The organism is Pseudomonas syringae (assembly GCF_023278085.1).
Classification (GTDB): Bacteria; Pseudomonadota; Gammaproteobacteria; order Pseudomonadales; family Pseudomonadaceae; genus Aquipseudomonas; species Aquipseudomonas syringae_Q.
Map to the genome: position 1 here is coordinate 4,946,133 of NZ_CP066265.1, position 24,814 is coordinate 4,970,946.

At 60.1% G+C, this 24,814-nt stretch carries 26 protein-coding genes and 2 pseudogenes; 24 read left to right on the forward strand and 4 right to left on the reverse strand.

Going from position 1 to position 24,814, the window contains the following annotated elements; genetic code table 11:
* Genes metW through I9H07_RS21945 form a run of 4 tightly spaced genes read left to right on the forward strand, consistent with a single transcriptional unit; the run spans nt 1 to nt 2,792 of the window.
* Nucleotides 1–621 carry a methionine biosynthesis protein MetW gene (metW, locus tag I9H07_RS21930; RefSeq protein ID WP_024672844.1) on the forward strand — a complete coding sequence of 207 codons (621 nt, stop codon included), beginning with the start codon at nt 1–3 and terminating at the stop codon, nt 619–621.
* 33 nt (nt 622–654) lie between these two features.
* Entirely contained in the window at nt 655–1,248 is a 594-nt protein-coding gene (gene rdgB, locus I9H07_RS21935) for an RdgB/HAM1 family non-canonical purine NTP pyrophosphatase (protein WP_236424199.1), read from the forward strand.
* Nucleotides 1,245–2,459: a radical SAM family heme chaperone HemW gene (gene hemW, locus I9H07_RS21940; RefSeq protein ID WP_058824305.1), complete on the forward strand. Its 1,215-nt coding sequence runs from the start codon at nt 1,245–1,247 to the stop codon at nt 2,457–2,459. Before rdgB ends, hemW begins: the two co-directional genes overlap by 4 nt.
* 9 nt (nt 2,460–2,468) lie before the next feature.
* On the forward strand, nt 2,469–2,792 hold the full coding sequence (locus I9H07_RS21945; RefSeq protein ID WP_024643503.1) for a DUF3392 domain-containing protein: 324 nt from the start codon (nt 2,469–2,471) through the stop codon (nt 2,790–2,792).
* Nucleotides 2,793–2,861: 69 nt separating this feature from the next.
* On the opposite strand, the gene ilvD is transcribed toward I9H07_RS21945, so the two are convergent.
* Nucleotides 2,862–4,709, reverse strand: a complete 1,848-nt coding sequence (gene ilvD / locus I9H07_RS21950) for a dihydroxy-acid dehydratase (RefSeq protein ID WP_236424197.1) — start codon at nt 4,707–4,709, stop codon at nt 2,862–2,864.
* A 340-nt stretch (nt 4,710–5,049) separates the two neighbouring features.
* Here ilvD and alaC point away from each other — a divergent pair, with 340 nt between their 5' ends.
* The 7 genes from alaC to I9H07_RS21985 all read left to right on the forward strand — a co-directional run bounded on the left by alaC (nt 5,050) and on the right by I9H07_RS21985 (nt 12,414).
* Complete coding sequence (gene alaC, locus I9H07_RS21955) at nt 5,050–6,255, forward strand: alanine transaminase (RefSeq protein ID WP_024643501.1); 1,206 nt, start codon at nt 5,050–5,052, stop codon at nt 6,253–6,255.
* 292 nt (nt 6,256–6,547) lie between these two features.
* Nucleotides 6,548–7,078, forward strand: coding sequence for an ATP-dependent protease subunit HslV (gene hslV, locus I9H07_RS21960; protein WP_003378861.1), 531 nt, complete (start codon nt 6,548–6,550; stop codon nt 7,076–7,078).
* Nucleotides 7,079–7,144: 66 nt separating this feature from the next.
* Complete coding sequence (gene hslU, locus I9H07_RS21965) at nt 7,145–8,482, forward strand: ATP-dependent protease ATPase subunit HslU (RefSeq protein WP_024673309.1); 1,338 nt, start codon at nt 7,145–7,147, stop codon at nt 8,480–8,482.
* Nucleotides 8,483–8,582: 100 nt separating this feature from the next.
* Nucleotides 8,583–8,954 (forward strand): gamma-butyrobetaine hydroxylase-like domain-containing protein, encoded by a 372-nt coding sequence (locus I9H07_RS21970; protein WP_236423669.1) that lies wholly within the window; start codon nt 8,583–8,585, stop codon nt 8,952–8,954.
* Between the two features lie 202 nt (nt 8,955–9,156).
* Entirely contained in the window at nt 9,157–10,836 is a 1,680-nt protein-coding gene (gene phaC / locus I9H07_RS21975) for a class II poly(R)-hydroxyalkanoic acid synthase (protein ID WP_024673311.1), read from the forward strand.
* A 54-nt stretch (nt 10,837–10,890) separates the two neighbouring features.
* Complete coding sequence (gene phaZ / locus I9H07_RS21980; protein WP_024673312.1) at nt 10,891–11,748, forward strand: poly(3-hydroxyalkanoate) depolymerase; 858 nt, start codon at nt 10,891–10,893, stop codon at nt 11,746–11,748.
* 51 nt (nt 11,749–11,799) lie between these two features.
* Nucleotides 11,800–12,414: a TetR/AcrR family transcriptional regulator gene (locus tag I9H07_RS21985; protein ID WP_024673313.1), complete on the forward strand. Its 615-nt coding sequence runs from the start codon at nt 11,800–11,802 to the stop codon at nt 12,412–12,414.
* 169 nt (nt 12,415–12,583) lie between these two features.
* On the opposite strand, the gene I9H07_RS21990 is transcribed toward I9H07_RS21985, so the two are convergent.
* The 3 genes from I9H07_RS21990 to I9H07_RS22000 form a co-directional block, all read right to left on the reverse strand.
* Nucleotides 12,584–13,366: a phasin family protein gene (locus tag I9H07_RS21990; RefSeq protein ID WP_236423670.1), complete on the reverse strand. Its 783-nt coding sequence runs from the start codon at nt 13,364–13,366 to the stop codon at nt 12,584–12,586.
* A gap of 10 nt (nt 13,367–13,376) precedes the next feature.
* Entirely contained in the window at nt 13,377–13,850 is a 474-nt protein-coding gene (locus tag I9H07_RS21995) for a phasin family protein (protein ID WP_024672480.1), read from the reverse strand.
* 103 nt (nt 13,851–13,953) lie between these two features.
* On the reverse strand, nt 13,954–14,232 hold the full coding sequence (locus I9H07_RS22000; protein ID WP_024672479.1) for a polyhydroxyalkanoic acid system family protein: 279 nt from the start codon (nt 14,230–14,232) through the stop codon (nt 13,954–13,956).
* A gap of 143 nt (nt 14,233–14,375) precedes the next feature.
* On the opposite strand from I9H07_RS22000, the gene ubiE reads away from it, so the two are divergent.
* The 13 genes and pseudogenes from ubiE (at nt 14,376) to I9H07_RS25210 (ending at nt 24,621) form a co-directional block, all read left to right on the forward strand.
* Nucleotides 14,376–15,146 carry a bifunctional demethylmenaquinone methyltransferase/2-methoxy-6-polyprenyl-1,4-benzoquinol methylase UbiE gene (ubiE, locus tag I9H07_RS22005; RefSeq protein WP_024672478.1) on the forward strand — a complete coding sequence of 257 codons (771 nt, stop codon included), beginning with the start codon at nt 14,376–14,378 and terminating at the stop codon, nt 15,144–15,146.
* A complete protein-coding gene (locus I9H07_RS22010) occupies nt 15,146–15,769 on the forward strand; it encodes a ubiquinone biosynthesis accessory factor UbiJ (RefSeq protein WP_024672477.1) in 624 nt (207 codons plus the stop codon). Before ubiE ends, I9H07_RS22010 begins: the two co-directional genes overlap by 1 nt.
* Nucleotides 15,766–17,385, forward strand: coding sequence for a ubiquinone biosynthesis regulatory protein kinase UbiB (gene ubiB / locus I9H07_RS22015; protein WP_024672476.1), 1,620 nt, complete (start codon nt 15,766–15,768; stop codon nt 17,383–17,385). The genes I9H07_RS22010 and ubiB overlap by 4 nt, the downstream gene beginning before the upstream one ends.
* Nucleotides 17,386–17,452: 67 nt before the next feature.
* Entirely contained in the window at nt 17,453–17,845 is a 393-nt protein-coding gene (gene hisI / locus I9H07_RS22020; protein WP_024672475.1) for a phosphoribosyl-AMP cyclohydrolase, read from the forward strand.
* A 2-nt stretch (nt 17,846–17,847) separates the two neighbouring features.
* Entirely contained in the window at nt 17,848–18,180 is a 333-nt protein-coding gene (locus tag I9H07_RS22025; protein WP_002551631.1) for a phosphoribosyl-ATP diphosphatase, read from the forward strand.
* 45 nt (nt 18,181–18,225) lie between these two features.
* Nucleotides 18,226–18,501: a twin-arginine translocase TatA/TatE family subunit gene (locus I9H07_RS22030; protein WP_024645017.1), complete on the forward strand. Its 276-nt coding sequence runs from the start codon at nt 18,226–18,228 to the stop codon at nt 18,499–18,501.
* Nucleotides 18,502–18,505: 4 nt separating this feature from the next.
* Nucleotides 18,506–18,967, forward strand: a complete 462-nt coding sequence (gene tatB / locus I9H07_RS22035; RefSeq protein ID WP_058390734.1) for a Sec-independent protein translocase protein TatB — start codon at nt 18,506–18,508, stop codon at nt 18,965–18,967.
* Nucleotides 18,964–19,764: a twin-arginine translocase subunit TatC gene (gene tatC / locus I9H07_RS22040; RefSeq protein ID WP_024672473.1), complete on the forward strand. Its 801-nt coding sequence runs from the start codon at nt 18,964–18,966 to the stop codon at nt 19,762–19,764. The genes tatB and tatC overlap by 4 nt, the downstream gene beginning before the upstream one ends.
* Entirely contained in the window at nt 19,761–20,468 is a 708-nt protein-coding gene (locus I9H07_RS22045; protein WP_058390733.1) for a 16S rRNA (uracil(1498)-N(3))-methyltransferase, read from the forward strand. Before tatC ends, I9H07_RS22045 begins: the two co-directional genes overlap by 4 nt.
* Nucleotides 20,469–20,645: 177 nt before the next feature.
* Nucleotides 20,646–21,569, forward strand: a pseudogene (locus tag I9H07_RS25195) (methyl-accepting chemotaxis protein); the annotation flags it as partial.
* A 198-nt stretch (nt 21,570–21,767) separates the two neighbouring features.
* The gene (locus tag I9H07_RS25200) at nt 21,768–22,472 is read left to right on the forward strand and encodes a methyl-accepting chemotaxis protein (RefSeq protein ID WP_419206009.1); all 705 of its coding nucleotides are present in this window, start codon (nt 21,768–21,770) and stop codon (nt 22,470–22,472) included.
* Between the two features lie 331 nt (nt 22,473–22,803).
* Nucleotides 22,804–23,763 (forward strand): annotated as a pseudogene (locus tag I9H07_RS25205) (methyl-accepting chemotaxis protein); the annotation flags it as partial.
* Between the two features lie 141 nt (nt 23,764–23,904).
* Nucleotides 23,905–24,621, forward strand: coding sequence for a methyl-accepting chemotaxis protein (locus I9H07_RS25210; RefSeq protein ID WP_419178539.1), 717 nt, complete (start codon nt 23,905–23,907; stop codon nt 24,619–24,621).
* The last annotated feature ends 193 nt before the right edge of the window (nt 24,622–24,814 follow it).

Consider the following 24,814-nt stretch of genomic DNA (forward strand, 5'->3'; position numbering starts at 1 on the left):
ATGAGAGCCGATCTGGAAATCATCCAGGAATGGATCCCCGCAGGCAGCCGCGTACTCGACCTGGGCTGCGGCGACGGCGAACTGCTGACCTGGCTGCGTGACAATAAGCAGGTTACCGGCTACGGGCTGGAAAACGACGCAGCCAACATCGCCGAATGCGTCGCCAAGGGCATCAACGTCATCGAGCAAGACCTCGACAAGGGGCTGGGCAACTTTGCCAGCAACAGCTTTGACGTGGTGGTCATGACCCAGGCCCTACAAGCGGTGCATTACCCGGACCGAATCCTTGACGAGATGTTGCGCGTCGGTCGCCAGTGCATCATCACCTTCCCGAACTTCGGCCACTGGCGTTGCCGCTGGTATCTGGCGAGCAAGGGCCGCATGCCGGTTTCCGAATTCCTGCCATATACCTGGTACAACACGCCGAACATTCACTTCTGCACATTCGGCGACTTCGAAGAGCTGTGCCGCGAGCGCGATGCGCAAGTGCTCGACAGGCTGGCGGTCGATCAGCAGCACCGTCACGGCTGGGCCAGCAAGCTATGGCCCAATCTGCTGGGCGAAATCGGTATCTACCGGGTCACCAGCCCCGGGCTGACCGACCACAGGATTGCCGTTTAACCGACCGTTTTCAAGTACCACGACAGGCCAACCATGAACCTCACTCAACTCGTACTGGCCAGCCACAACGGCGGCAAACTCAAAGAACTCCAGGCCATGCTCGGCGGCAGCGTGACGCTGCGCTCGGTCAGCGAGTTCAGCCTGGTGGAGCCGGAAGAAACCGGCCTGTCATTCGTCGAGAATGCAATCCTCAAGGCACGCAACGCCGCGCGCCTGTCTGGTCTGCCTGCGCTGGCCGACGACTCGGGGCTGGCGGTGGACTTTCTCGGCGGTGCGCCGGGCATTTATTCCGCTCGTTACGACGACGGTAAGGGCGACGCTGCCAATAACGCCAAGCTGCTGGAGGCGCTGAAAGACGTGCCGGACGAGCAACGCGGCGCGCAATTCGTCTGCGTATTGGCGCTGGTACGCCACGCTGACGACCCGCTGCCGATCCTCTGCGAAGGCCTGTGGCACGGGCGCATTCTGCACGCCGCCAGCGGCGAACACGGTTTTGGCTACGATCCGCTGTTCTGGGTGCCTGAGCGTGACTGCTCCAGTGCCGAACTCGGCCCGACCGAGAAAAACCAGCTCAGCCACCGCGCCCGTGCCATGGTCCTGTTGCGGCAACGCCTGGGCCTGCAATGACCCACGATTCGCCAGCGCAGCCGCTGTTTCTCGGCGCGAGCGGTTTCTCGTCAGAGAGCCCACGCCCTGCGCTGCCGCACCTGCCGCCCCTGTCGCTGTACATCCACATTCCGTGGTGCGTGCGCAAATGCCCGTACTGCGATTTCAATTCACATACCGCAAGCCCGGTGCTGCCGGAGCAGGAATACGTCGACGCCCTGCTCGCCGATCTGGATCTGGACCTGCCGCACGTCTACGGCCGCGAGCTGCAATCGATTTTCTTCGGTGGTGGCACGCCGAGCCTGTTCAGCGCCGATGCGCTGGGCCGTCTGCTGCAAGGTGTCGAACAGCGCATCCGTTTTGCCAGCGACATCGAGATCACCCTGGAAGCCAACCCTGGCACCTTCGAACAGGCGAAATTCAGCGCCTATCGCGGCCTGGGGATCAATCGGCTGTCGATCGGTATTCAGAGCTTTCAAGAGTCCAAACTCAAAGCGCTGGGCCGCATCCACAACGGCGACGAAGCCATTCGCGCCGCCGACATGGCGCGCCTGGCCGGGTTCGACAACTTCAACCTGGACCTGATGCACGGCCTGCCGGATCAATCCCAGGACGAAGCGCTCGACGATCTGCGTCAGGCCATCGCCCTCGCGCCGACCCATCTGTCCTGGTATCAACTGACACTGGAACCCAACACGGTGTTCTGGAATCAGCCGCCGGTTTTGCCGGAAGACGACATTCTTTGGGATATTCAGGAAACCGGACAGCAGTTGCTGGCCACTCATGGGTACGCGCAGTACGAAGTGTCGGCTTATGCGCAAGCCGGGAAACCGGCGCGACATAATCTCAATTACTGGGCGTTCGGTGATTTCATCGGCATCGGCGCGGGCGCACACGGCAAGCTGAGCCATCCGGACGGGCGCATCATCCGTACGTGGAAGACCCGCCTGCCGAAGGACTATCTGAACCCGGACAAGCCGTTTCAAGCGGGCTCGAAGCTGCTGCCGCTGGACGAATTGCCGTTTGAATTCCTGATGAACGCGCTGCGACTGACAAATGGTGTGGAGGCTGCGTTATTTCGCGAAAGAACGGGTCTAAGCGTCGACTCACTGGCCCAAGCCCGGCGACAGGCCGAGCACAAGGGCCTGCTGCATGATGACCCGACACGCCTGGTCGCCACGCCACAAGGCCAGTTGTTCCTCAATGACTTGCTGCAATACTTTCTGATCTAAGGACCCTGCATGGATTTCGTACTCGACTTGCTCGCCACCGTTTCGCGCTGGAGTCGCAGCAATCTTTCGGAAATCGCACTGGCCCTGGTGGGCTGCCTGCTGGTGCTGTTCGGCTCGGACATCAAAGGCTGGATCGAACAACGCATCAGCAGCATGACCGGCGCCCTGCGCATCCCGCTCATCGCCCTGCTCTGTGCGGTTGGCAGCGGCGCGGCACTGATCTACGCCACGCCATGGGTAGTGCGCGGCCTCAGCCAGTTCAACAATTACAGCCTGGCCCCGGTGCTGTTGGTGGTGCTGGTGTTGATCGGCGTGATTGCCGACCGCAAGTAAGCGCTGCTTGTTCGAACGCAGCAAAAAGCCCGGCATCTCTGCCGGGCTTTTTGTTGTCAGCGATGCAGATCAAGGCACCAGTTTGTCCAGCAACGCTTTGTCACGTACCGCGCCCTTGTCGGCGCTGGTCGCCAGCAGCGCGTAGGCCTTGAGGGCAGTGGTCACTTTACGTGGCCGCGACTCGACCGGCTTCCAGCCTTTCTTGTCCTGTTCGGCACGCCGCTCGGCCATCTCGGCGTCGTCGATCAGCAGGTTGATCGAGCGATTCGGAATGTCGATCAGCACCTTGTCGCCATCGCGGACCAGACCAATCGCACCGCCTGCCGCCGCTTCCGGCGACGCATGGCCGATGGACAGGCCCGAGGTGCCGCCCGAAAAACGGCCGTCAGTGAGCAGCGCGCAATCCTTGCCCAGCCCTTTGGACTTGAGGTACGAGGTCGGGTAGAGCATTTCCTGCATGCCCGGACCGCCTTTCGGGCCTTCGTAACGGATGATCACGATGTCGCCCGCCTTCACTTCGTCGGCGAGAATCCCGCGCACGGCGCTGTCCTGACTTTCGAAGATCTTCGCGTTGCCTTCAAAGACGTGGATCGACTCGTCGACGCCTGCGGTTTTCACCACGCAGCCATCCAGCGCGATGTTGCCGTACAGCACGGCCAGGCCACCTTCCTGCGAATAGGCATGCTCGACGCTGCGGATACAGCCGTTCTCACGGTCGTCATCCAGGTTTTCCCAGCGGGTCGACTGACTGAACGCGGTCTGCGTCGGGATGCCTGCCGGGCCTGCCTTGAAGAAGGTGTGCACCGCTTCGTCGTCCGTCTGGGTGATGTCCCATTTGGCGATGCCTTCGGCCATGGTCTTGCTGTGTACGGTCGGCAGGTCAGTGTGCAACAGGCCGCCACGGGCCAGCTCGCCGAGGATGCTGAAGATCCCGCCAGCGCGGTGTACATCTTCCATGTGGTACTTCTGGATGTTCGGCGCAACCTTGCACAGCTGTGGCACTTTGCGCGACAGACGGTCGATATGATGCAGGTCGAAGTCGATCTCGGCTTCCTGAGCGGCGGCCAGCAAGTGCAGGATGGTGTTGGTCGAGCCGCCCATGGCGATGTCCAGCGTCATGGCGTTTTCGAACGCCTTGAAGTTGGCGATGTTGCGCGGCAACACCGACGCGTCGTTTTCCTTGTAGTACTGTCGGCACAGGTCAACGATGGTCCGACCCGCCTGCAGGAACAGTTGCTCGCGGTCGCTGTGGGTGGCGAGGGCCGAACCGTTGCCCGGCAATGCCAGGCCCAGCGCTTCGGTCAGGCAGTTCATCGAGTTGGCGGTGAACATGCCCGAGCAGGAACCGCATGTCGGGCAGGCGCTGCGCTCGTATTCGGCGACTTTTTCGTCGCTGGCCGTCGAGTCGGCGGCGATGACCATGGCGTCGACCAGGTCGAGACCGTGGCTGGCCAGTTTGGTCTTGCCCGCTTCCATCGGCCCGCCGGAGACGAAGACCACCGGGATGTTCAGGCGCAACGCGGCCATCAGCATGCCAGGGGTGATCTTGTCGCAGTTGGAAATGCACACGATGGCGTCGGCGCAATGCGCGTTGACCATGTACTCGACCGAGTCGGCAATGATCTCGCGGCTCGGCAGCGAATAGAGCATGCCGTCGTGGCCCATGGCGATGCCGTCATCGACCGCAATGGTGTTGAATTCCTTGGCCACGCCACCGGCACGTTCGACTTCACGAGCGACCAGTTGGCCCATGTCCTTGAGGTGGACGTGGCCCGGTACGAACTGGGTGAAGGAGTTGGCGATGGCAATGATCGGTTTCTTGAAATCTTCGTCTTTCATGCCCGTAGCGCGCCACAGGGCACGGGCGCCGGCCATGTTGCGGCCGTGGGTAGATGTTTTCGAGCGGTAATCAGGCATTGGAGCACTCCGGCAAACATTAAGGCTGATCAGGAAGGGAGTGAGCTTCTATTGACGTCGCGGGCGTGCGGCAGTGACCGCAGGCAGCGAAGAAACCGAACACCACGGGATCACCGTGTACTCGGCCTGAGCTCATAAACCCGCCGGGGGATGACTGGCGATGAATAGCGCCGATTCTACACCGCCGGGATCATTCGATGGGGTCCGAATATCGCCACCGGCCATGCGCTGCAAATCCCGGTGGACAAAACGCTGTCAGCGCACTTATCTTCTTCGCCAGGCCGCCTCATGTGGCCGCGTCGCTCGGACGGTTCCGGGCGCTTACGTTTGCGAGATAACCATGGCCGACCAAGGTTCGCCGCGCCGCTTTGCGCGCATAGATCGACTCCCCCCTTATGTGTTCAACATCACCGCCGAGCTGAAAATGGCTGCTCGCCGTCGCGGTGAGGACATTATCGACTTGAGCATGGGCAACCCCGACGGGCCGACGCCGCCGCACATTGTTGAAAAACTGGTCACCGTCGCCCAGCGCGAAGACACTCACGGTTACTCCACCTCACGCGGCATTCCGCGCCTGCGCCGGGCGATTTCCAACTGGTACAAGAAGCGCTATGAGGTCGATATCGACCCCGAAACTGAAGCGATTGTCACCATCGGCTCCAAGGAAGGCCTGGCGCACCTGATGCTGGCCACGCTGGATCAGGGCGATACGGTGCTGGTGCCCAACCCCAGCTATCCGATCCACATCTACGGTGCCGTGATTGCCGGCGCCCAGGTGCGGTCGGTGCCACTGGTGCCGGGTGTGGATTTCTTCGCCGAACTGGAAAAGGCGATTCGCGGCTCGATTCCCAAGCCGAAAATGATGATTCTCGGCTTCCCGTCGAACCCGACGGCGCAATGTGTGGAGCTGGATTTCTTCGAGCGCGTGGTGGCCCTGGCCAAACAGTACGATGTGCTGGTGGTGCATGACCTGGCGTATGCCGACATCGTCTACGACGGCTGGAAAGCCCCGTCGATCATGCAGGTTCCGGGGGCCAAGGACATCGCGGTCGAGTTCTTCACTCTGTCCAAGAGCTACAACATGGCGGGCTGGCGAATCGGCTTCATGGTCGGCAACCCGGAGCTGGTCAACGCACTGGGGCGCATCAAGAGCTACCACGACTACGGCACGTTCACGCCGTTGCAGGTCGCTGCTATTGCCGCACTGGAAGGCGATCAGCAATGCGTACTCGACATCGCCGAGCAGTATCGCCAGCGCCGCAACGTACTGGTCAAAGGCCTGCATGAACTGGGCTGGATGGTCGAGAACCCCAAGGCGTCGATGTATGTCTGGGCGAAGATTCCCGAGGCCTACGCGCACCTGGGCTCGCTGGAGTTTGCCAAGAAGCTGCTGGCCGAAGCCAAAGTCTGCGTTTCACCGGGTGTCGGTTTTGGTGAGTACGGCGACGATCACGTGCGTTTCGCGCTGATCGAAAACCAGGACCGCATCCGCCAGGCCGTGCGCGGGATACGCAACATGTTCCGGGCGGACGAAAAGCTCAAGTAACGAAATACCCGATGAGCCCGGGAAACCGGGCCTTTCAGGCCGCCTGATCAAGATCGGACGCGGAGCGTCCAGAACTGCATGCCCACGCGGAGCATGGGCACGAGAAGTGTTCTCCCTGACACCGCTCGTTCCGCACGCTCTGCGTGGGAACGCCTTGGGTGACGCTCCGCGTCACAAATCTGCGCTGCGCCACCTCATCCCGGTCTTCACCCCCAAGGTTGAAATCCCCGCCCCCACCCCCATATGAGTTTGCATCAGGGCATTTTCGCCCCGCTGTGTGGAGACTCTCCCCTTGACCACCATCGTATCAGTGCGCCGTCACGGCAAAGTCGTCATGGCTGGCGACGGCCAGGTTTCCCTGGGCAACACCGTCATGAAAGGCAACGCCAAGAAGGTGCGCCGCCTGTATCACGGTGAAGTGATCGCCGGATTTGCCGGTGCCACCGCCGATGCATTCACGCTGTTCGAGCGCTTTGAAGCCCAGCTGGAAAAACACCAGGGGCATCTGGTTCGCGCAGCCGTCGAGCTGGCCAAGGACTGGCGTACCGATCGCTCATTGAGCCGTCTTGAAGCCATGCTGGCAGTCGCCAACAAGGACGCTTCGCTGATCATCACCGGCAACGGTGACGTCGTCGAACCCGAGGATGGCCTGATTGCCATGGGCTCCGGCGGCGCGTTTGCTCAGGCCGCCGCGCGCGCCCTGCTGCTCAAGACCGATCTGTCAGCACGCGAAATCGCCGAAACTTCTCTGCATATCGCTGGCGATATCTGCGTGTTCACCAACCACAACATCACTATTGAGGAGCAGGACCTCGCCGATTAAGCCCTTGCCGGGCCGCATGCGTTGCGGCCCCATCGGCTTTTCCGTGCCAGAGGACCGTGAATAACCATGGCCATGACTCCCCGCGAAATCGTCCACGAACTCAACCGCCATATCATCGGCCAGGACGATGCCAAGCGCGCCGTCGCCATTGCCCTGCGCAATCGCTGGCGCCGCATGCAGTTGCCTGAAGAGCTGCGCGTCGAAGTGACGCCGAAAAACATTCTGATGATCGGTCCGACGGGTGTCGGCAAAACCGAAATCGCCCGTCGCCTGGCCAAGCTCGCCAACGCGCCGTTCATCAAGGTCGAAGCGACCAAATTCACCGAAGTCGGCTATGTCGGTCGTGATGTGGAGTCGATCATCCGCGATCTGGCTGATGCCGCAATCAAGCTCCTGCGCGAGCAGGAAATCGTCAAGGTCCGTCATCGTGCTGAAGATGCTGCCGAAGAGCGCATCCTCGACGCCCTGCTGCCGCCCGCCCGCGTGGGTTTCAACGAAGACCCGGCGCAGAGCAGCGACTCCAACACTCGCCAACTGTTCCGCAAGCGCCTGCGCGAGGGCCAGCTGGATGACAAGGAGATCGAACTCGAGATCAGCGAGACCGTGGGTGTCGATATTTCCGCGCCGCCCGGCATGGAAGAGATGACCAATCAGCTGCAGAGCCTGTTTGCCAACATGGGCAAGGGCAAGACCAAGAGCCGCAAGCTCAAGGTCAAGGATGCGCTCAAGCTGGTGCGCGAAGAAGAGGCTGGCCGTCTGGTCAACGAAGAAGAGCTGAAGGCCAAGGCGCTGGAAGCGGTCGAGCAGCACGGTATCGTGTTCATCGACGAGATCGACAAAGTCGCCAAACGCGGTAATTCAGGCGGCGTCGATGTGTCCCGCGAAGGTGTACAGCGCGATCTGCTGCCGCTGATCGAAGGCTGCACCGTGAATACCAAGTTGGGCATGGTCAAGACCGACCACATCCTGTTCATCGCGTCCGGCGCGTTCCACCTCAGCAAACCGAGTGATCTGGTGCCCGAGCTGCAAGGTCGCCTGCCGATCCGCGTCGAACTCAAGGCGCTGTCGCCGCAGGATTTCGAACGCATTCTCAGCGAGCCGCACGCATCGCTCACCGAGCAGTACCGCGAGCTGCTGAAAACCGAAGGCTTGAAGATCGAGTTCAAGCCGGAAGGCATCAAGCGTCTTGCCGAGATCGCCTGGCAGGTCAACGAAAAGACTGAAAACATCGGCGCTCGCCGTCTGCATACGCTGCTTGAGCGTCTGCTGGAAGAAGTCTCGTTCAGCGCAGGCGACCTGGCCATCAGCCCGGACGCCGCACCGATCGAAATCGATGCCGAGTACGTCAACAGCCACCTGGGCGACCTGGCGGAAAACGAAGACCTGTCGCGCTATATTCTCTAGAGCGGCAAGCTGTCAGTTGCAAGCTGCAAGCGGTTGTTCACGCTTGCAGCTTTTTTGCTTCTGCTTGAAGCTTGAAGCTTAAAACTTGAGGCTGCTTTCAATGCTCCCCACTGCCATTCAGCTGCACAAAGCCTCCAGAACCCTGACCCTGAAATATGCGCCGGATGAGGAATATCACCTGCCCGCCGAGTTTCTGCGCGTGCATTCTCCGTCTGCCGAGGTTCAGGGGCACGGCAAGCCGATTCTGCAATTCGGCAAGTTGGGCGTCGGACTGACCAAGGTCGAACCTGCGGGGCAATACGCGCTGAAGCTGACCTTCGACGACGGTCACGACAGCGGTCTGTTTACCTGGGATTACCTGTACCAACTGGCCAGACGCCAGGAGTCTCTGTGGGAAGACTACGTGCAAGCGCTTGAGAACGCCGGCAAATCCCGCGACCCTTCCGAGCATGTCGTCAAGCTGATGCTCTGATCCAGGCAGCGCTCAATGACCGACGCTGCTTGCGATTTTTTGAAATCTCGCGTAACCAATGGGTGTGGCAAGTTTCCTGCGTCGGATTGATGCGAAACCTGTCGGCACGTCACACGAGCAGTAGTACCGGCTAACACGCCTGTGTCACTGGTTCACAGGCAAGGAATGTCAGTGTTCGTCTCAAGACAATGGAGCGTCGTAGATGAGTAACCCGAAAGACGATGACCTGCAACGCCAGGCCTCCGAGCACACACTTGGGCTTAACCCGGTCGTAGGTCTGCAGCGCAAGGACTTGCTGAGCACCGCACGCCTGGTGCTGCGTCAGGCCTTCAAGCAACCTGTCCATAGCATCAAACACGTTGCGCACCTCGGCGCTGAACTCAGAAACGTGCTGTTCGGCAAATCGGCCTTGCAACCGACCCCGGAGGATCGTCGCTTCAATGATCCGGCCTGGAGCCAGAACCCCCTGTATCGCCGCTATCTGCAGACCTACCTGGCCTGGCGCAAGGAACTGCATGAGTGGATCGGCGCCAGCAGCCTCACCCCGCAGGACATCAGCCGTGCCCACTTCGTCATCAACCTGATGACTGAAGCCATGTCACCGACCAACTCCGCCGTCAACCCGGCTGCAGTGAAGCGCTTTTTCGACACCGGTGGCAAAAGCATGCTCGATGGCCTGTCGAACCTGGCCAAAGATCTGGTGAACAACGGTGGCATGCCAAGTCAGGTCAATATGGATGCCTTCGAGGTCGGCAAGAACCTGGGCACCACTGAAGGCGCGGTGGTATTTCGCAATGAGGTGCTGGAGCTGATCCAGTACACACCGATCACCGAACAAGTCCACGAACGCCCGCTGCTGGTGATCCCGCCGCAAATCAACAAGTTCTACGTCTTTGACCTGAGCCCGGAAAAGAGTCTGGCGCGGTTTTGCCTGCGCAGTAACGTGCAGACCTTCATCATCAGTTGGCGCAACCCGACCAAGGCGCAACGTGAATGGGGGCTGTCGACCTACATCGAGGCCCTCAAGGAAGCGGTCGATGTGGTGCTGGCGATCACCGGCAGCAAGGATATCAACATGCTCGGTGCCTGCTCGGGTGGGATCACCTGTACCGCGCTGCTGGGTCACTACGCCGCGCTGGGTGAGAAGAAAGTCAACGCCATGACCCTGCTGGTCAGCGTGCTCGACACCACGCTGGACACCGAAGTGGCGCTGTTCGTCGACGAGCAGACGCTGGAGTCCGCCAAGCGCCATTCCTATCAGGCGGGGGTGCTGGAAGGGCGCGACATGGCCAAGGTGTTCGCCTGGATGCGGCCCAACGACCTGATCTGGAATTACTGGGTCAACAATTACCTGCTGGGCAACGAGCCGCCGGTGTTCGATATCCTGTTCTGGAACAACGACACCACCCGCCTGCCAGCCGCCTTTCATGGCGATCTGATCGAAATGTTCAAGAACAACCCGTTGATCCGTGCCAATGCGCTGGAAGTCTGCGGCACGCCGATCGACCTCAAGCAGGTCACCGCCGATGTGTTCTGTCTGGCGGGCACCAACGACCACATCACCCCATGGGCTTCCTGTTACAAATCGGCGCGGCTGTTTGGCGGCAAGACTGAATTCGTGCTGTCCAGCAGCGGACATATCCAGAGCATTCTCAACCCGCCGGGCAACCCTAAATCGCGTTACATGACCCATGACGAGCTGCCTGAAGACCCGGCGGTCTGGCAGGAAAACGCTACCAAACACACGGATTCCTGGTGGCTGCACTGGCAAGACTGGCAGGCCACGCGCTCGGGCAAGCTGAAAAAGGCACCGACGGCGCTCGGCAATAAGGCATTCCCGCCCGCCCAGGCAGCGCCTGGGACCTACGTTCACGAACGTTAGGCACGGACAGACGCAGACAGCGTTCCCAGCGGTTCAACCTACAGGGCTTCATGCATGCCGCAACCGTTTGTTTTTCGCTCCATCGATCTGAACGGGCACACGCTCCGTACAGCAGTGCGCCCAGGCAAGAATCATCTGACGCCGCTGCTGATTTTCAACGGGATCGGGGCCAACCTGGAACTGGTGTTTCCGTTTGTCGAGGCGCTGGACCCGGACCTGGAAGTCATTGCTTTCGATGTGCCCGGCGTTGGCGGCTCATCGACGCCCAGACGTCCCTATCGGTTTCCCGGCCTGGCGAAGCTGGCGGCACGCATGCTCGATTACCTGAACTACGGGCAGGTCAACGCGATTGGCGTGTCATGGGGCGGTGCGCTGGCTCAGCAGTTTGCCCATGACTATCCCGAGCGCTGCAAGAAGCTGGTGCTGGCGGCGACTTCCGCAGGTATGGCGATGGTGCCGGGCAAACCGCGCGTGCTGTGGCTGATGGCGAGTCCGCGGCGCTATATCCAGCCGTCCCATGTGATTCGTATTGCGCCGGAAATCTACGGCGGTGCGTTTCGGCGTGATCCCCATCTGGCGGCCAACCATGCTGCCAAGGTGCGCTCGTCCGGCAAGCTGGGTTACTACTGGCAACTGTTCGCGGGCATGGGCTGGACCAGCGTGCACTGGCTGCACAAGATTCGTCAGCCGACCCTGGTGCTGGCTGGCGATGATGACCCGCTGATCCCGCTGGTCAATATGCGCCTGCTGGCCTGGCGGATACCGAATGCCGAACTGCACATCATCGATGACGGGCATTTGTTCCTGATCACCCGGGCGGAAGCGGTGGCACCGATCATCATGGGCTTTCTGCAGCAGGAACGGCATCGCGCAGTGGTGCACCCGCAGCCGATGCCACCCAGAAACCGCTGACTCGGGCGTGAGCCCGATCACGGATTTCAGACTCTCGAACAAGAAGACCGGATGAAGACCCGCGACCGTATTCTCGAATGCGCACTGACGCTGTTCAACCAGCAGGGCGAGCCCAACGTGACCACGCTGGAAATCGCCAATGAAATGGGCATCAGCCCCGGTAATCTGTATTACCACTTTCATGGCAAGGAGCCATTGATTCTGGAGCTGTTCGCGCGGTTTCAAACCGAGCTGGCGCCGCTCCTCGACCCGCCCTCGGATGCCCGGCTTGAGGCCGAGGATTACTGGATGTTCCTGCATCTGATCGTCGAGCGGCTGTCGCACTATCGGTTTCTGTTTCAGGACCTGTCCAATCTTGCAGGACGGCTGCCCAGGCTGGCTCGGGGTATCCGCAACCTGCTCAACTCGCTCAAACGCACCCTCGCCTCGCTGCTGGCGCGCCTGAAATCCCAGGGGCAACTGGTCAGCGAAACCCGAGCGCTCGGGCAACTGGTGGAACAGATCAGCATGACCCTGCTGTTCTCCCTGGACTACCAACGCATCCTCGGCCGCGAGGGTGAAGTGCGCGTGGTGGTCTACCAGATCATGATGCTGGTCACCCCCCACCTGCTGCCCACCTCAAGATACGCCGCCGAGCAACTGGCGATGGAGTATCTGGGCGGGTAAGCGTGCGGTTATCGTGCCCATGCGTGAGGAACGATAACCTCAACTATCGTGCGACGCTCCGCGTCGCCATGCCGTTCTGGACGCTCTGCGTCCGGTCTTGAGTGTGTGCGCCTGAAAAACACAAAGCCCGCCTGTTTTGCAGGGCGGGCTTTGTGGTTACTGCGTGTTATCAGGACTGGCTGGCGGGTGTTTCCGGTGCAGCCGACGGTGCGGGTGCGGCAGTGGAGGTGGTGGACGGAGTTGCCGACGCAGCTGGCTTGGCGGCGGGTTTGGCAGCCGGCTTTCTGGCTGCAGGCTTTTTCGCTGCCGCAGGTTTGGCGGCTGCCTTGGCTTTGCTGGCGGTCGCAGTCGCGGCTTTGTTGGCCGCCGCTACCGGCTTGGCCGCTGCTTTCTTCACGGCAGGTTTGGCCGCTGCGGTTTTATTGGCTGCTTTATCCGCCGCTTTGGCAACGGGCTTGACGGCCGCCTTGACCAACGGTTTGGCCGCAGTCTTGGGCGCGGGTTTGGCCGCCGGGGTGCGCGAAGCAACAGGCCGGGCTTTCTCGCCGGTCAACAGCTCGATCTGCCGGGTCAACTGATCGACCTTGCTGTGCAGCGACTGAACTTCGTTGCGGCTCGGTACGCCCAGACGTGAAATGGCGCTGTTCAGGCGCTTGTCGAAAGCCCCTTCCAGCTCACTCCACTTGCCCAGCGCGAGGTCTTTCACGTCACCGACGCGGGACTTGGCGGTCTTGGCAGTGTCCTTGACATCATCCAGCTGCTTCTGCGCTTCGACCTTGGTCAGTTTCTCGGCCTTCTCGCCGTCCTTTACCAGCGTCTCGAAAAGCTTGTTGCCGTCGTTACTTATTTTGGAATAAGCCCCCAGACCCGCCAGCCAGATCTGCCGCGAGTATTTCTCAACCTCGCCAATCCATGAGCTGCCTTCTTTGTCGATTTTCTTCTTGCCAGCCATCCTGCTCTCCTTATTGTCCAGACCCGGAACGTTTGAGCCGTTGTGGCCCGGAGCGTTCGAGCTTTTGGGGCGCGACACGTTCAAGCAATGCCGTCAGCTCGTCGAGCTTGGCAGAGAGCGTGTCTACATCATGTTTAGACGGGATACCGATCCGGTTCAAGGCTTTTGCGACGCGACGGTCAAAAGCACTCTCGATTCTGTCGAGTTGTGCCCCGACGCGGCCCTTGGCGTAAGACACTTCGCCCTTGATCGAATCGATCTCGCTGTTGGCGGCAAGACGTTGAGCGTCGACGGTTTTGCGGACGTCTTTCTCGGTTTCTTCGCCCGTCCTGATCAGCTCTCTGACGTACTGCGAGCCTTCTTCATTGACCCGGGCATAGGCCCCGAGGCCGGCCAGCCAGATCTTGCGCGCATACAGCCGCACGTCAGTGAGTGTGGAAGCCTGTTCGTCTTCGATTTTTTTCTTCGTGTTCGCTCTGGCCATGGTGCACCTCATGCTCGAAAGTTGAAGGAACCGCCCCTGCAAAGGGCATAGGCCTGACGCTACGGAGAAAAATTAGAATGCTCACCCTAGTCTGGATTCGGGTTCAGGCCGCCAGTGCCTTGTCCAGCACACGCTCGACTTCGCTCTTGATCGAACCGCTCATCGCCGAGAGGATGAAGTTCAGCTCGATGTTGATGCGAATCAGCGCTTCCTCCACCTCGACCCGGCCTTTGGCGCCTTTGCCTTCAAGCTTTACCGTATCGCCCGCCCACTCATGGGCCAGACCATATTTTTCGGCCAGTTTCTCGACCAACTGATCAGCCTTCGTCCGCGCCTTTTCCAGGCCCAGTGTGTGCGGGCGTTCAACGGTTATCTTGGCCATGGGGGAGTTCCTTGATCGTCGGATGAAATGCGGCGCAACTATATACATCCGCCTGCATCCAAGAAAGCGTTGCTGGTGAGCCTTGTCAAGACAAAGCCGGCCTTGGCGATTAGAATGACCGCACTCTATTCCGGTGAAGCGATATGAACGATCAGCGCAAAGGCAGCGATGCCGAACCTACGACTCACTTCGGTTACAAACATGTGCCGGAAAGCCAGAAGGCAGAGAAAGTCGCTGAGGTTTTCCATTCGGTTGCGGCCAAGTACGACCTGATGAACGATCTTCTGTCTGGCGGCATGCACCGTCTGTGGAAACGTTTTGCCATCGAGCTCTCAGGCGTTCGCAGCGGCAACCGTGTGCTGGACATTGCCGGCGGCACGGGTGACCTGACCCGCAAATTCTCGAAACTGGTCGGCCCGACCGGCCATGTGGTCCTGGCCGACATCAACGCCTCCATGCTCAAGGTCGGGCGGGACCGCCTGCTGGACCTCGGGGTGGCGGGCAATGTCGAGTTCGTCCAGGCAGACGCTGAAAAGCTGCCGTTTCCGGACAACCATTTCGACTGCGTGACCATCGCCTTCGGCCTGCGCAACGTGACGCACAAGGAAGACGCACTGCGCTCCATGCTGCGCGTGCTCAAGCCAGGCGGTCGCCTGCTGGTGCTGGAATTCTCCAAGCCGACCAGCAAGCTGATGTCCAAGGCCTACGACGCCTACTCGTTCGCGTTCATGCCATTGATGGGCAAACTGGTCACCAACGATGCGGAAAGCTACCGCTACCTGGCCGAGTCGATCCGCATGCACCCTAACCAGGAGACCCTCAAGTCAATGATGGTAGAAGCCGGTTTTGACCGGGTGACCTACCACAACATGACCTCCGGCATTGTCGCCCTGCATCGCGGTATCAAACCCTGATGTTGCTTCGGGGGCTGCTCGCCAGCATCGAGCACGGTATCAATCGGGTGTTGCGCCTCGACAGCACTGCGCTGCCGCGCATGGCGCGCCTGTCCGGGCACGTCATTGCGGTCGATTGCCGAGATCCGTCCCTGAAACTGTTTATCCTGCCGAGCGACGAAGGTCTGTTGCTGGCCCCTGAGTGGGCGGCCGATGCCGATTGCACACTGCGTGCGCCGGCTTCCAGCCTGTTGCGCCTGGCCCTGAGCAAGGACAAGACCGCAATACTGCATGGCCCTGACGTTGAACTCGACGGTGACAGCGGCGTGCTGCTGGAGCTGGTCGGCATCCTTCAGGACCTTGAGCTTGACTGGGAACACGAGCTTTCAAAGTGGATGGGCCCGGTTGCCAGCCAGGTATTCAGCAGCCAACTGCGCAACAGCGGCCGCTGGACGCGTGAAAGCGTCGCCAGCCTGAGTCAGAATGTGGCCGACTATCTGAGCGAAGAATCGCGCACACTGGTAGGCAAGCACGAAGCCGAAGCACGTTTTGCCGAACTCGATCAGATCAAACTGGATCTGGAACGTCTTGAGGCGCGCTTTGCACGTCTCGCCCACTCCCTTAATACCAGCGATAACGCATGAAGCTGCTTGCCGTCCGCCGTCTGTTTCGCATTCAACGTGTCGTTATTCGCTATCGCCTCGATGACCTGTTGTTCGCCCTGCCCCTGCCGTGGTGGATGCTCGCGGTGCGCTTCGTGCTGCCCTGGCGCTGGCTGCCGCGACGCAAGTCCGAGCTGAACCGTGGCGTGCGCTTTCGCCTGGCGTTACAAGACCTCGGGCCGATCTTCATCAAGTTCGGGCAACTGCTGTCAACCCGGCGTGATCTGCTGCCCGAGGACATCGCCGACGAACTGATGCTGCTCCAGGACCGTGTCCCGCCGTTCGATCAGCAACTGGCGATCAAGCTGATCGAAGAACAACTGGGCGCCCGAATCTGTGATGTGTTCAGCCGTTTCGACGAAAAACCCCTGGCATCCGCGTCGGTGGCGCAGGTGCACGCGGCGTGCCTGAAGACCGGTGAAGAGGTGGTGGTCAAGGTTGTGCGGCCCGGGCTCAAGCCGATCATTGGCCAGGACATCGCATGGCTGTTCATTCTCGCCCGGATAGCCGAGCGCGTATCCGCCGATGCACGCCTGCTGCACCCGGTCCAGGTGGTGATGGACTACGAGAAGACCATCTACGACGAGCTGGACCTGCTGCGCGAAGCGGCCAACTCCAGTCAGCTGCGGCGTAACTTCGAAGGTTCCGATCTGCTCTATGTGCCGCAGGTCTACTGGGACTGGTGCCGTCCGAAAGTACTGGTCATGGAGCGTATCTATGGCCTGCAGGTGACCGACATGGCCGCGCTGGCCGATCAGCGCACCGACATGAAACTGCTGGCCGAGCGCGGTGTGGAGATCTTCTTCACGCAGATTTTCCGGGACAGCTTCTTCCACGCCGACATGCACCCCGGCAACATTTTCGTCAGCACGGTCAACCCGTGGAGCCCGAAATACATCGCCATCGACTGCGGCATCGTCGGCAGCCTGACCCCGGAAGACCAGGATTATCTGGCGCGCAACCTGTTTGCCTTCTTCAAACGGGATTATCGTCGGGTTGCGCAGCTGCATATCGACTCGGGCTGGGTCCCGGCAGAAACCAAACTCAACGAATTCGAGGCAGCAATCCGCACGGTCTGCGAGCCGATCTTCGAAAAGCCGCTCAAGGACATTTCCTTTGGTCAGGTGCTGATGCGCCTGTTCCAGACCGCGCGTCGTTTCAACATGGAAGTCCAGCCGCAGCTGGTGCTGCTGCAGAAAACCCTGCTCAACATTGAAGGGCTGGGTCGTCAGCTGTACCCGGAGCTGGACCTGTGGAGCACCGCGCAGCCCTATCTGGAGCGCTGGATGCGTGAGCGGGTCAGCCCGAAAACCCTGCTGGGCAACCTGCAATCACAGGTCGAGCAACTGCCGCATATTGCAGGCATGACCCGCGATCTGCTGGAACGCATGTCGCGCCCGCACGCCTCGGACCCGCCTCGTCCCTGGCACGAACGCAAGGACGAGCCGATCCTGCGGCTTATCGGTGCCGCGCTGCTGGTGGGCGGCGCGATCCAGGGCTGGGTGATGAGCGAGGCCGCCACGCAGCTGCTGACGCTGACGGCCTGGCCTGCCGCCATCATGCTGATCGCAGGGTTGTATCTGATCGTTCGCCGATAGCCAGCAGCGTATGGCGCTGGCACACTGTTCAATCCGCCGGGCCTGAAGTCCGGCTGCCGGAGTAGATATGAAAGACTGGCTGGACGAGATTCACTGGAACAGCGACGGTCTGGTGCCTGCAATCGCTCAGGACCACAAGACCGGTCGGGTACTGATGATGGCCTGGATGAACCGCGAGGCGCTGAGCCTGACGGCATCTGAAAATCGTGCAATCTATTGGTCGCGTTCGCGTGGCAAACTCTGGCGCAAGGGTGAAGAATCAGGCCATGTGCAAAAGCTGCATGAACTGCGCCTCGACTGTGACGCCGACGTCATTATCCTGATGGTCGAGCAGATCGGTGGCATCGCCTGCCATACCGGCCGCGAAAGTTGCTTCTACCGGATATACGACAATTCAGGCTGGAAAACCGTAGACCCGGTTTTGAAAGATCCTGACGCTATTTACCCTGCAGGCCACTGAACATGACTGATACGTTGTCCCGCCTGGCAGAGGTGCTGGAGTCACGCAAGGACGCAGCTGCCGACAGCTCTTACGTGGCCAGCCTGTACCATAAGGGCCTGAACAAGATTCTGGAGAAGCTGGGCGAAGAGTCGATTGAAACGATCATCGCCGCCAAGGACGCTGCGGTCAGTGGTGATTGCAGCGATGTGATCTACGAGACGGCTGACCTGTGGTTTCACAGCATGGTAATGCTGGCCGCACTGGGTCAGCATCCACAGGCCGTGCTCGACGAGCTGGATCGCCGCTTCGGGCTGTCCGGACACGCCGAAAAAGCCGCTCGCACGGCAGAATAACGCTTACCCCCTTTCAAGCTTGAAATCTTCTACGAGGACTGTTTCATGGGTATTTTTGACTGGAAACACTGGATCGTCATCCTGATCGTCGTAGTGCTGGTTTTCGGGACCAAGAAACTCAAGGGCCTGGGCAGTGATGTCGGTGAGTCGATCAAAGGCTTTCGCAAGGCCATGCATGACGATGACAAACCTGAAGAGCAACCGGCTCCGCAACCGCAGCAGGCACAACCTGCGCCTCAGGGCTCGCCTCTGAACCAGCCGCACACCATCGACGCGCAAGCGCATAAAGTCGACGAGCCGATTCGCAAAGACCAGGTTTAAGCCCATGTTCGGTATCAGCTTCTCTGAACTGCTGCTTGTCGGCCTGGTTGCCTTGCTGGTGCTGGGTCCCGAGCGCCTGCCAGGTGCCGCACGCACCGCAGGCTTATGGATCGGTCGGTTGAAGCGCAGCTTCAATGCGATCAAACAGGAAGTTGAACGCGAAATCGGTGCCGATGAAATTCGTCGGCAGCTGCACAACGAGCATATTGTTTCGCTGGAAGACGAAGCGCGGAAAATGTTCGCTCAGAATCAGCACCCCGAAACGCCTTACGAACCGGTAAGCCCGGCACCCGCACCGGCGCAGGCGGAACCCGCAGCCCCAGCCCATCACGAGATCGGTCCCGCAGAACCTGCGGTACCGAAAACCGCTCTGTCGCTGGAAAAAACCGCGAAGCCTACTGACGCTTCCGTGCCGCCTCCGACGCCTCCCGTCCACGATTCGTCATTGCCACCGCGAGCCCCATGAGCGCTGATATCCCGGAAAACGATCAGCAGATGCCGCTGATCTCGCACCTCACCGAGCTGCGTACACGTCTGTTGCGTTGTGTTGCGGCAGTGTTCCTGATTTTTGCCGGCCTGTTCTACTTCACGCAGAAGATCTACACGCTGGTGTCGGCACCGCTGCGAGTCTATCTGCCTGAAGGCGCAACGATGATCGCCACGGACGTGGCCTCGCCGTTCATCACGCCGTTCAAGCTGACCATGATGGTTGCGCTGTTCCTGTCCATGCCGGTGATCCTGCATCAGATCTGGGGGTTCATTGCACCGGGCCTGTACAAGCACGAAAAGCGTGTGGCCATTCCGCTGCTGGTCTCCAGCATCATCCTGTTCTACGCGGGTATGGCATTCGCCTACTTTCTGGTCTTCCCGATCATCTTCCACTTCTTCGCCAGCGTGACGCCGGAAGGCGTGTCGATGATGACCGATATCGCCAGTTATCTGGACTTCGTGATGACGTTGTTCTTCGCCTTCGGCGTGGCCTTCGAAATTCCGGTGGCGGTGGTGTTGCTGGTCTGGATCGGCATCGTCGACGTGAAGTACCTGAAGAAGATTCGTCCTTATGTGGTCATTGGCTGCTTTGTGATCGGCATGATTCTGACCCCGCCGGACATCTTCTCGCAGACCCTGCTGGCGGTACCGATGTGGTTGCTGTTCGAACTGGGCATCCTGTGCAGTTCGATGATCAAGAAGCGCGGCGAACACCCGGACGATCAAGCGCAAGACACCGACAAGCCAGATCAGCCACCCGCGACCACGCCGTGAATCTGCTGTTGCTTGAAGAAGCCGATTTCATTGCGGCCGACCGGGTTATCCTGCGCGATCGTCGCCTCAAGCACATGCAAGAGGTGCATCGCGCCGAAGTCGGCGACAGTTTGCGGGTGGGCCGAATCAACGGGCCGCTCGGCAGTGCCGAACTGCTGCGCCTTGAAACCCATGAGGCCGAGCTGCGTGTTGTACTGGACGTCGAGCCGCCCGCAAAGCTGCCGCTGACCTTGCTGCTCGCACTGCCGCGTCCCAAGATGTTGCGCCGGGTCTTTCAGACCGTTGCAACTATGGGCGTGCCCAGGGTGGTGTTGCTGAACAGCTATCGGGTCGAGAAAAGCTTCTGGCAGACGCCCTTTCTGGAACCGGCTGCCATCCGCGAGCAGTTGATTCTCGGTCTGGAACAGGCGCGCGACAGCGTGCTGCCCGAAATCGTCATCGAAAAGCGCTTCAAACCGTTCGTCGAAGACCGCCTGCCGCAACTGGCGGCCGATACGCTGGGCCTGGTTGGTCATCCCGGCGATTTCCCTGCCTGCCCGCGCGCCGTAACAGGACCGGTCACACTCGCCATCGGCCCCGAAGGCGGCTGGATTCCGTATGAAGTCGACTTGTTGCGTCAATCCGGGTTGCAACCCGTGCAACTGGGCGAACGCATTCTGCGTGTCGAAACGGCTGTAACGGCCCTGCTCGCCCGTCTGTTCTAAGTTCTATTACATCGACTAAACCGCTTCAGTTAGTTGGGGCGCAGCCGATGAAAATGGAATTAATGAATAATAGACAAAGGAGCAGTCATGTCTCGTGGGTTATCTCGAAGTCTCGCTAATGCGAGTGTCAGCCTGAAATTGGCAGTAGGCTTTGGCCTGGTGCTGTTGATGACCCTGATGATCTCGGCAACCGGCTGGTTCAGCAACAAGGCGCTGATTGACCGCGGTGATCGCGTGACTGCCATTGCAGAGATCAACGAGCTCACACTGCAACTGCGCATCAACCGTATGCGCTATGAGGATCTGTACGACGCAGAGACCGCGGGCACGGTAAGAACCAACCTCGATCAACTCGACGCCGCCCTGCTGGTCGCCAGAGGCCTGCTGCGCTCTGCTGAAAACATCCAGCTTCTGGATCGCCAGATTGAGACGACGAACGAGTATCGCCGGTCGTTCAAGGACATGACCGACGCCATTGGCCTGCGCGAGACCAGCCGCACCCAGATGGGCGCCAACGCCGACAAGGCGGTGGATCAGGCAGACAAGGTCGAAGCCGAGCTGCTCAAGGCAGACAACATTCTCGCTTTCAACGGCATTGTTGGCGTCAGCAAGCTGATTCAACAGGCACGCTTCCAGGTTCGCGGTTACACCTACAGCGGCCGTCCCGATTTTGAAAAGAACGCCAATCAGGCCATTGATGAAGCGATTACCGGGATCAATACCCTGGCCGGTGACGTTTCTTCTGAATACCTGCCATTGCTGCAGCAAGCGGTTGTCGGCCTCAAGGGTTATCGTGAAGCCGTAGGGCAATACCGTGACGCTCAGGCGGCCAGCAAGGCCGCGCTGGACAAGATGACCACGCTGGGCACTGACATGCTGGCTATCAGCAATGACATGATCGCCAGGCAAAACAAGAGCCGGGATATCGAAAGCGACAAGTCGGCGATGATGATCGCGGCTGCCACCGCTCTGGCCCTGGTGTTGAGCATTCTGGCCGCCTGGGTCATCACCCGTCAGATCACCGTGCCACTCAATGAAACCCTTGAAGTGGTAGAGCGAGTCGCCTCGGGCGATCTGAGTCGCAACCTGCAGGTTGATCGCAAGGACGAGCTGGGCAGGCTGCAAAGCACCATCCAGCGCATGACGGTCAACCTGCGTGAGCTGGTCGGGGGGATTCGCGATGGCGTGACACAGATCGCCAGTGCCGCAGAAGAACTGTCAGCCGTGACCGAGCAGACCAGTGCCGGGGTCAACAGCCAGAAAGTGGAGACTGATCAGGTGGCCACGGCCATGCACGAAATGACCGCGACCGTTCAGGAAGTTGCGCGTAACGCCGAAGAGGCCTCCGAAGCAGCGGTAGCTGCTGATCAACAGGCACGGGACGGCGAGCGAGTGGTCAACGAGGCGATCGCGCAAATCGAACGTCTTGCCGTTGCCGTGGGCAATTCCAGCGATGCGATGGGCACCCTGAAACAGGAAAGCAACCAGATCGGCAGCGTGCTGGACGTCATCAAGTCCGTCGCCCAACAGACCAACCTGCTGGCCCTGAACGCCGCCATCGAAGCCGCCCGGGCCGGAGAGGCAGGTCGCGGCTTTGCGGTGGTCGCCGACGAAGTGCGCAGCCTGGCGCAACGCACCCAGAAGTCTACCGAAGAGATCGAAGCCCTGATCGCTCGTCTGCAAAGCGGCACGCAGCAGGCGGCAACCGTCATGGACAGCAGCCGCGAGCTGAGTGCCAGCAGCGTAGAACTGACGCGCCGCGCCGGTGGGTCGCTGGAGAACATCACTAAAACCGTCTCGGCGATCCAGTCGATGAACCAGCAGATCGCAGCGGCCGCTGAACAGCAGAGCGCGACCGCCGAAGAGATCAACCGCAGCATCATCAATGTGCGCGACATCTCGGAACAGACCTCGTCGGCCAGCGAAGAAACAGCCGCATCCAGCGTCGAGCTGGCGCGACTGGGTAATCATCTCCAGGTATTGGTGAGTCGCTTCACCGTCTGATAAAACGCAGCGGCTCCTGCGCTCCACCGGGGGTGCGGGGGTGCTCATACCCTTGAAAATGTGACGCCCGTCACCCCTGCTTTCTGCTCGGAAATCTCCTACGACCTTCTCAGGTCACGCGACACATTGCCCTGCCGATGCGCTCACAACGCATGTCCAGACTCGCTCGGGACTTGCTTATGTTGGCTTATTGCAGGAGGTTGCAATGTTTCGATTGATCAATCACACGCTTGAGAACATGAACGTCAGATTCAAGCTGTCACTGGGGTTCGGGCTGGTGCTGCTGTTGACACTGGTCATCACCCTGACAGGCTGGCACGGGCTGTACACCATGATCGACCGCTCCGAATCGCTCTCGGAAATTGCTCAGCTCAACAGCCTGACCAAAGACCTGCGTGCCGAGCGGATTACGGATCGGGTGGAAAAAACCCCGGAGAGTGCAGCGCTGGTCAAGAACAAGCTCGACGAGATGAAAGTGCTGCTCGACTCATTGAACAGGCTGAGCGAGGAGCAGACGACCATTGCACTGTTCAACGCGCAACGCCAGCTCGTCAATGACATGGAAAAGTCTTTTATTTCTATCCGCGCCAATCGCCAGACCCGCGATCAGGTCCTCGGACTACTGAATCAGCGATCGGAACAAGCGCTTAAAGCCATTGCCCGGGTGGAAGCCGAGGTGCTCAAGGCTGTGAGCCAGGAGCAGGACAGCAGCGAGCGAATGGACGAGTTCACTAATATTTCGCAGCTCAGAGAGCAGATTCAGACAGCCCGGTATCAGGTTCAGGCCTACACCTATACCACCCGAGAAGCAGATGAAACTGCAGCTATCGCCTCTATCGACGAAGCGCTCAAGGAGATTCAGCAAATTGCTCAGGATCAGAGTGAAGACAAACTTGAGGGGCTGGTGCCAGCCACTGAGGCGCTGCAGGGATATCGCAAGCAACTGGGTGAGTTCAAGCAGATCCAGTTCAAAGCCGAAGCTGAACAGGAGGGCATGCGCGAGCTTGGTGAAAAGCTGCTGGAGTCCGTCAGCACGCTGACCCGCCTGCATACCGCACAGCGTGACAGCGAAGCAGACAACGCGAGTGCCATGCTGATGAGCGTTGCCGCAATGGCCTTGTTGATCGGACTGCTCGCGGCCTGGATCATGACGCGGCAGATTACCGCACCGTTGCGCCAGAGCCTGATTGCCGCTGCGCGTATCGCTCAAGGCGATCTGAGTCAGGACCTGAACGTGACACGGCATGATGAAATGGGCCAGTTGCAGCAAAGCATGCAGACCATGACCGTCAGCCTGCGCGAGTTGATCGGTGGTATTGGCGAAGGTGTTTCGCAAATCGCCAGCGCGGCCGAGCAGCTGTCGGCAGTCACCGAGCAGACCTGCTCAGGGGTCAACAGTCAGAAAGACGAGACCGATCAGGTGGCCACGGCCATGAACGAGATGGCAGCCACCGTGCAGGAAGTGGCCCGCAGTGCGCAGGATGCTTCTCAGGCGGCTGCTCAGGCTGACCAACAGGCGCGCAGTGGCGACGAGGTCGTGGGCCAGGCGATTGGCCAGATCGAGCAACTTGCCCGTGAGGTGGTCAGCTCGACCCAGGCCATGAACCAACTCAAACAGGAAAGCAGCAAGATTGTCGGTGTTCTCGACGTGATCAAGTCTGTTTCCCAGCAAACCAACCTGCTGGCGCTGAATGCGGCCATCGAGGCGGCGCGGGCTGGCGAAGCCGGACGCGGGTTTGCCGTGGTCGCCGATGAGGTACGCGGCCTGGCACAACGAACCCAGAAGTCCACAGAGGAAATCGAAGATTTGATCGCTGCCTTACAGACTGGCACCCAGCAGGTTGCCTGCACGCTGGACAGCAGCCGCAGCCTGACCGACAACACGGTAGAACTCAGCCGCCGCGCCGGCAGCTCGCTGGAGCAGATCACCCGTACGGTGGCGACCATCCAGCACATGAACGAACAGATCGCCACCGCCAGCGAGGAACAGAGCATGGTCGCCGAACAGATCAACCGCAACGTCATCCGCGTGCGCGACATCTCCGAACAGACCGCCGCAGCCAGCGAACAGACAGCCGCCTCCAGCGTTGAACTGGCGAGGCTGGGCGTCCATCTGCAAGGGCTGATGGGGAAATTCCGGGTGAGCTGACAGGTACGTGCGCTAGGCGCGGATGGGTGACGCAGAGCGTCACGACAGGCATTCCCACGCTGGAGCGTGAGGAACGATAACCTCAACTATCGTGCGACGCTCCGCGTCGCCATGCCGTTCTGGACGCTCTGCGTCCGCTCTTGGGACAGCGCCCAATAAAAAGCCCCTGAAGCACTATGCTTCAGGGGCTTTT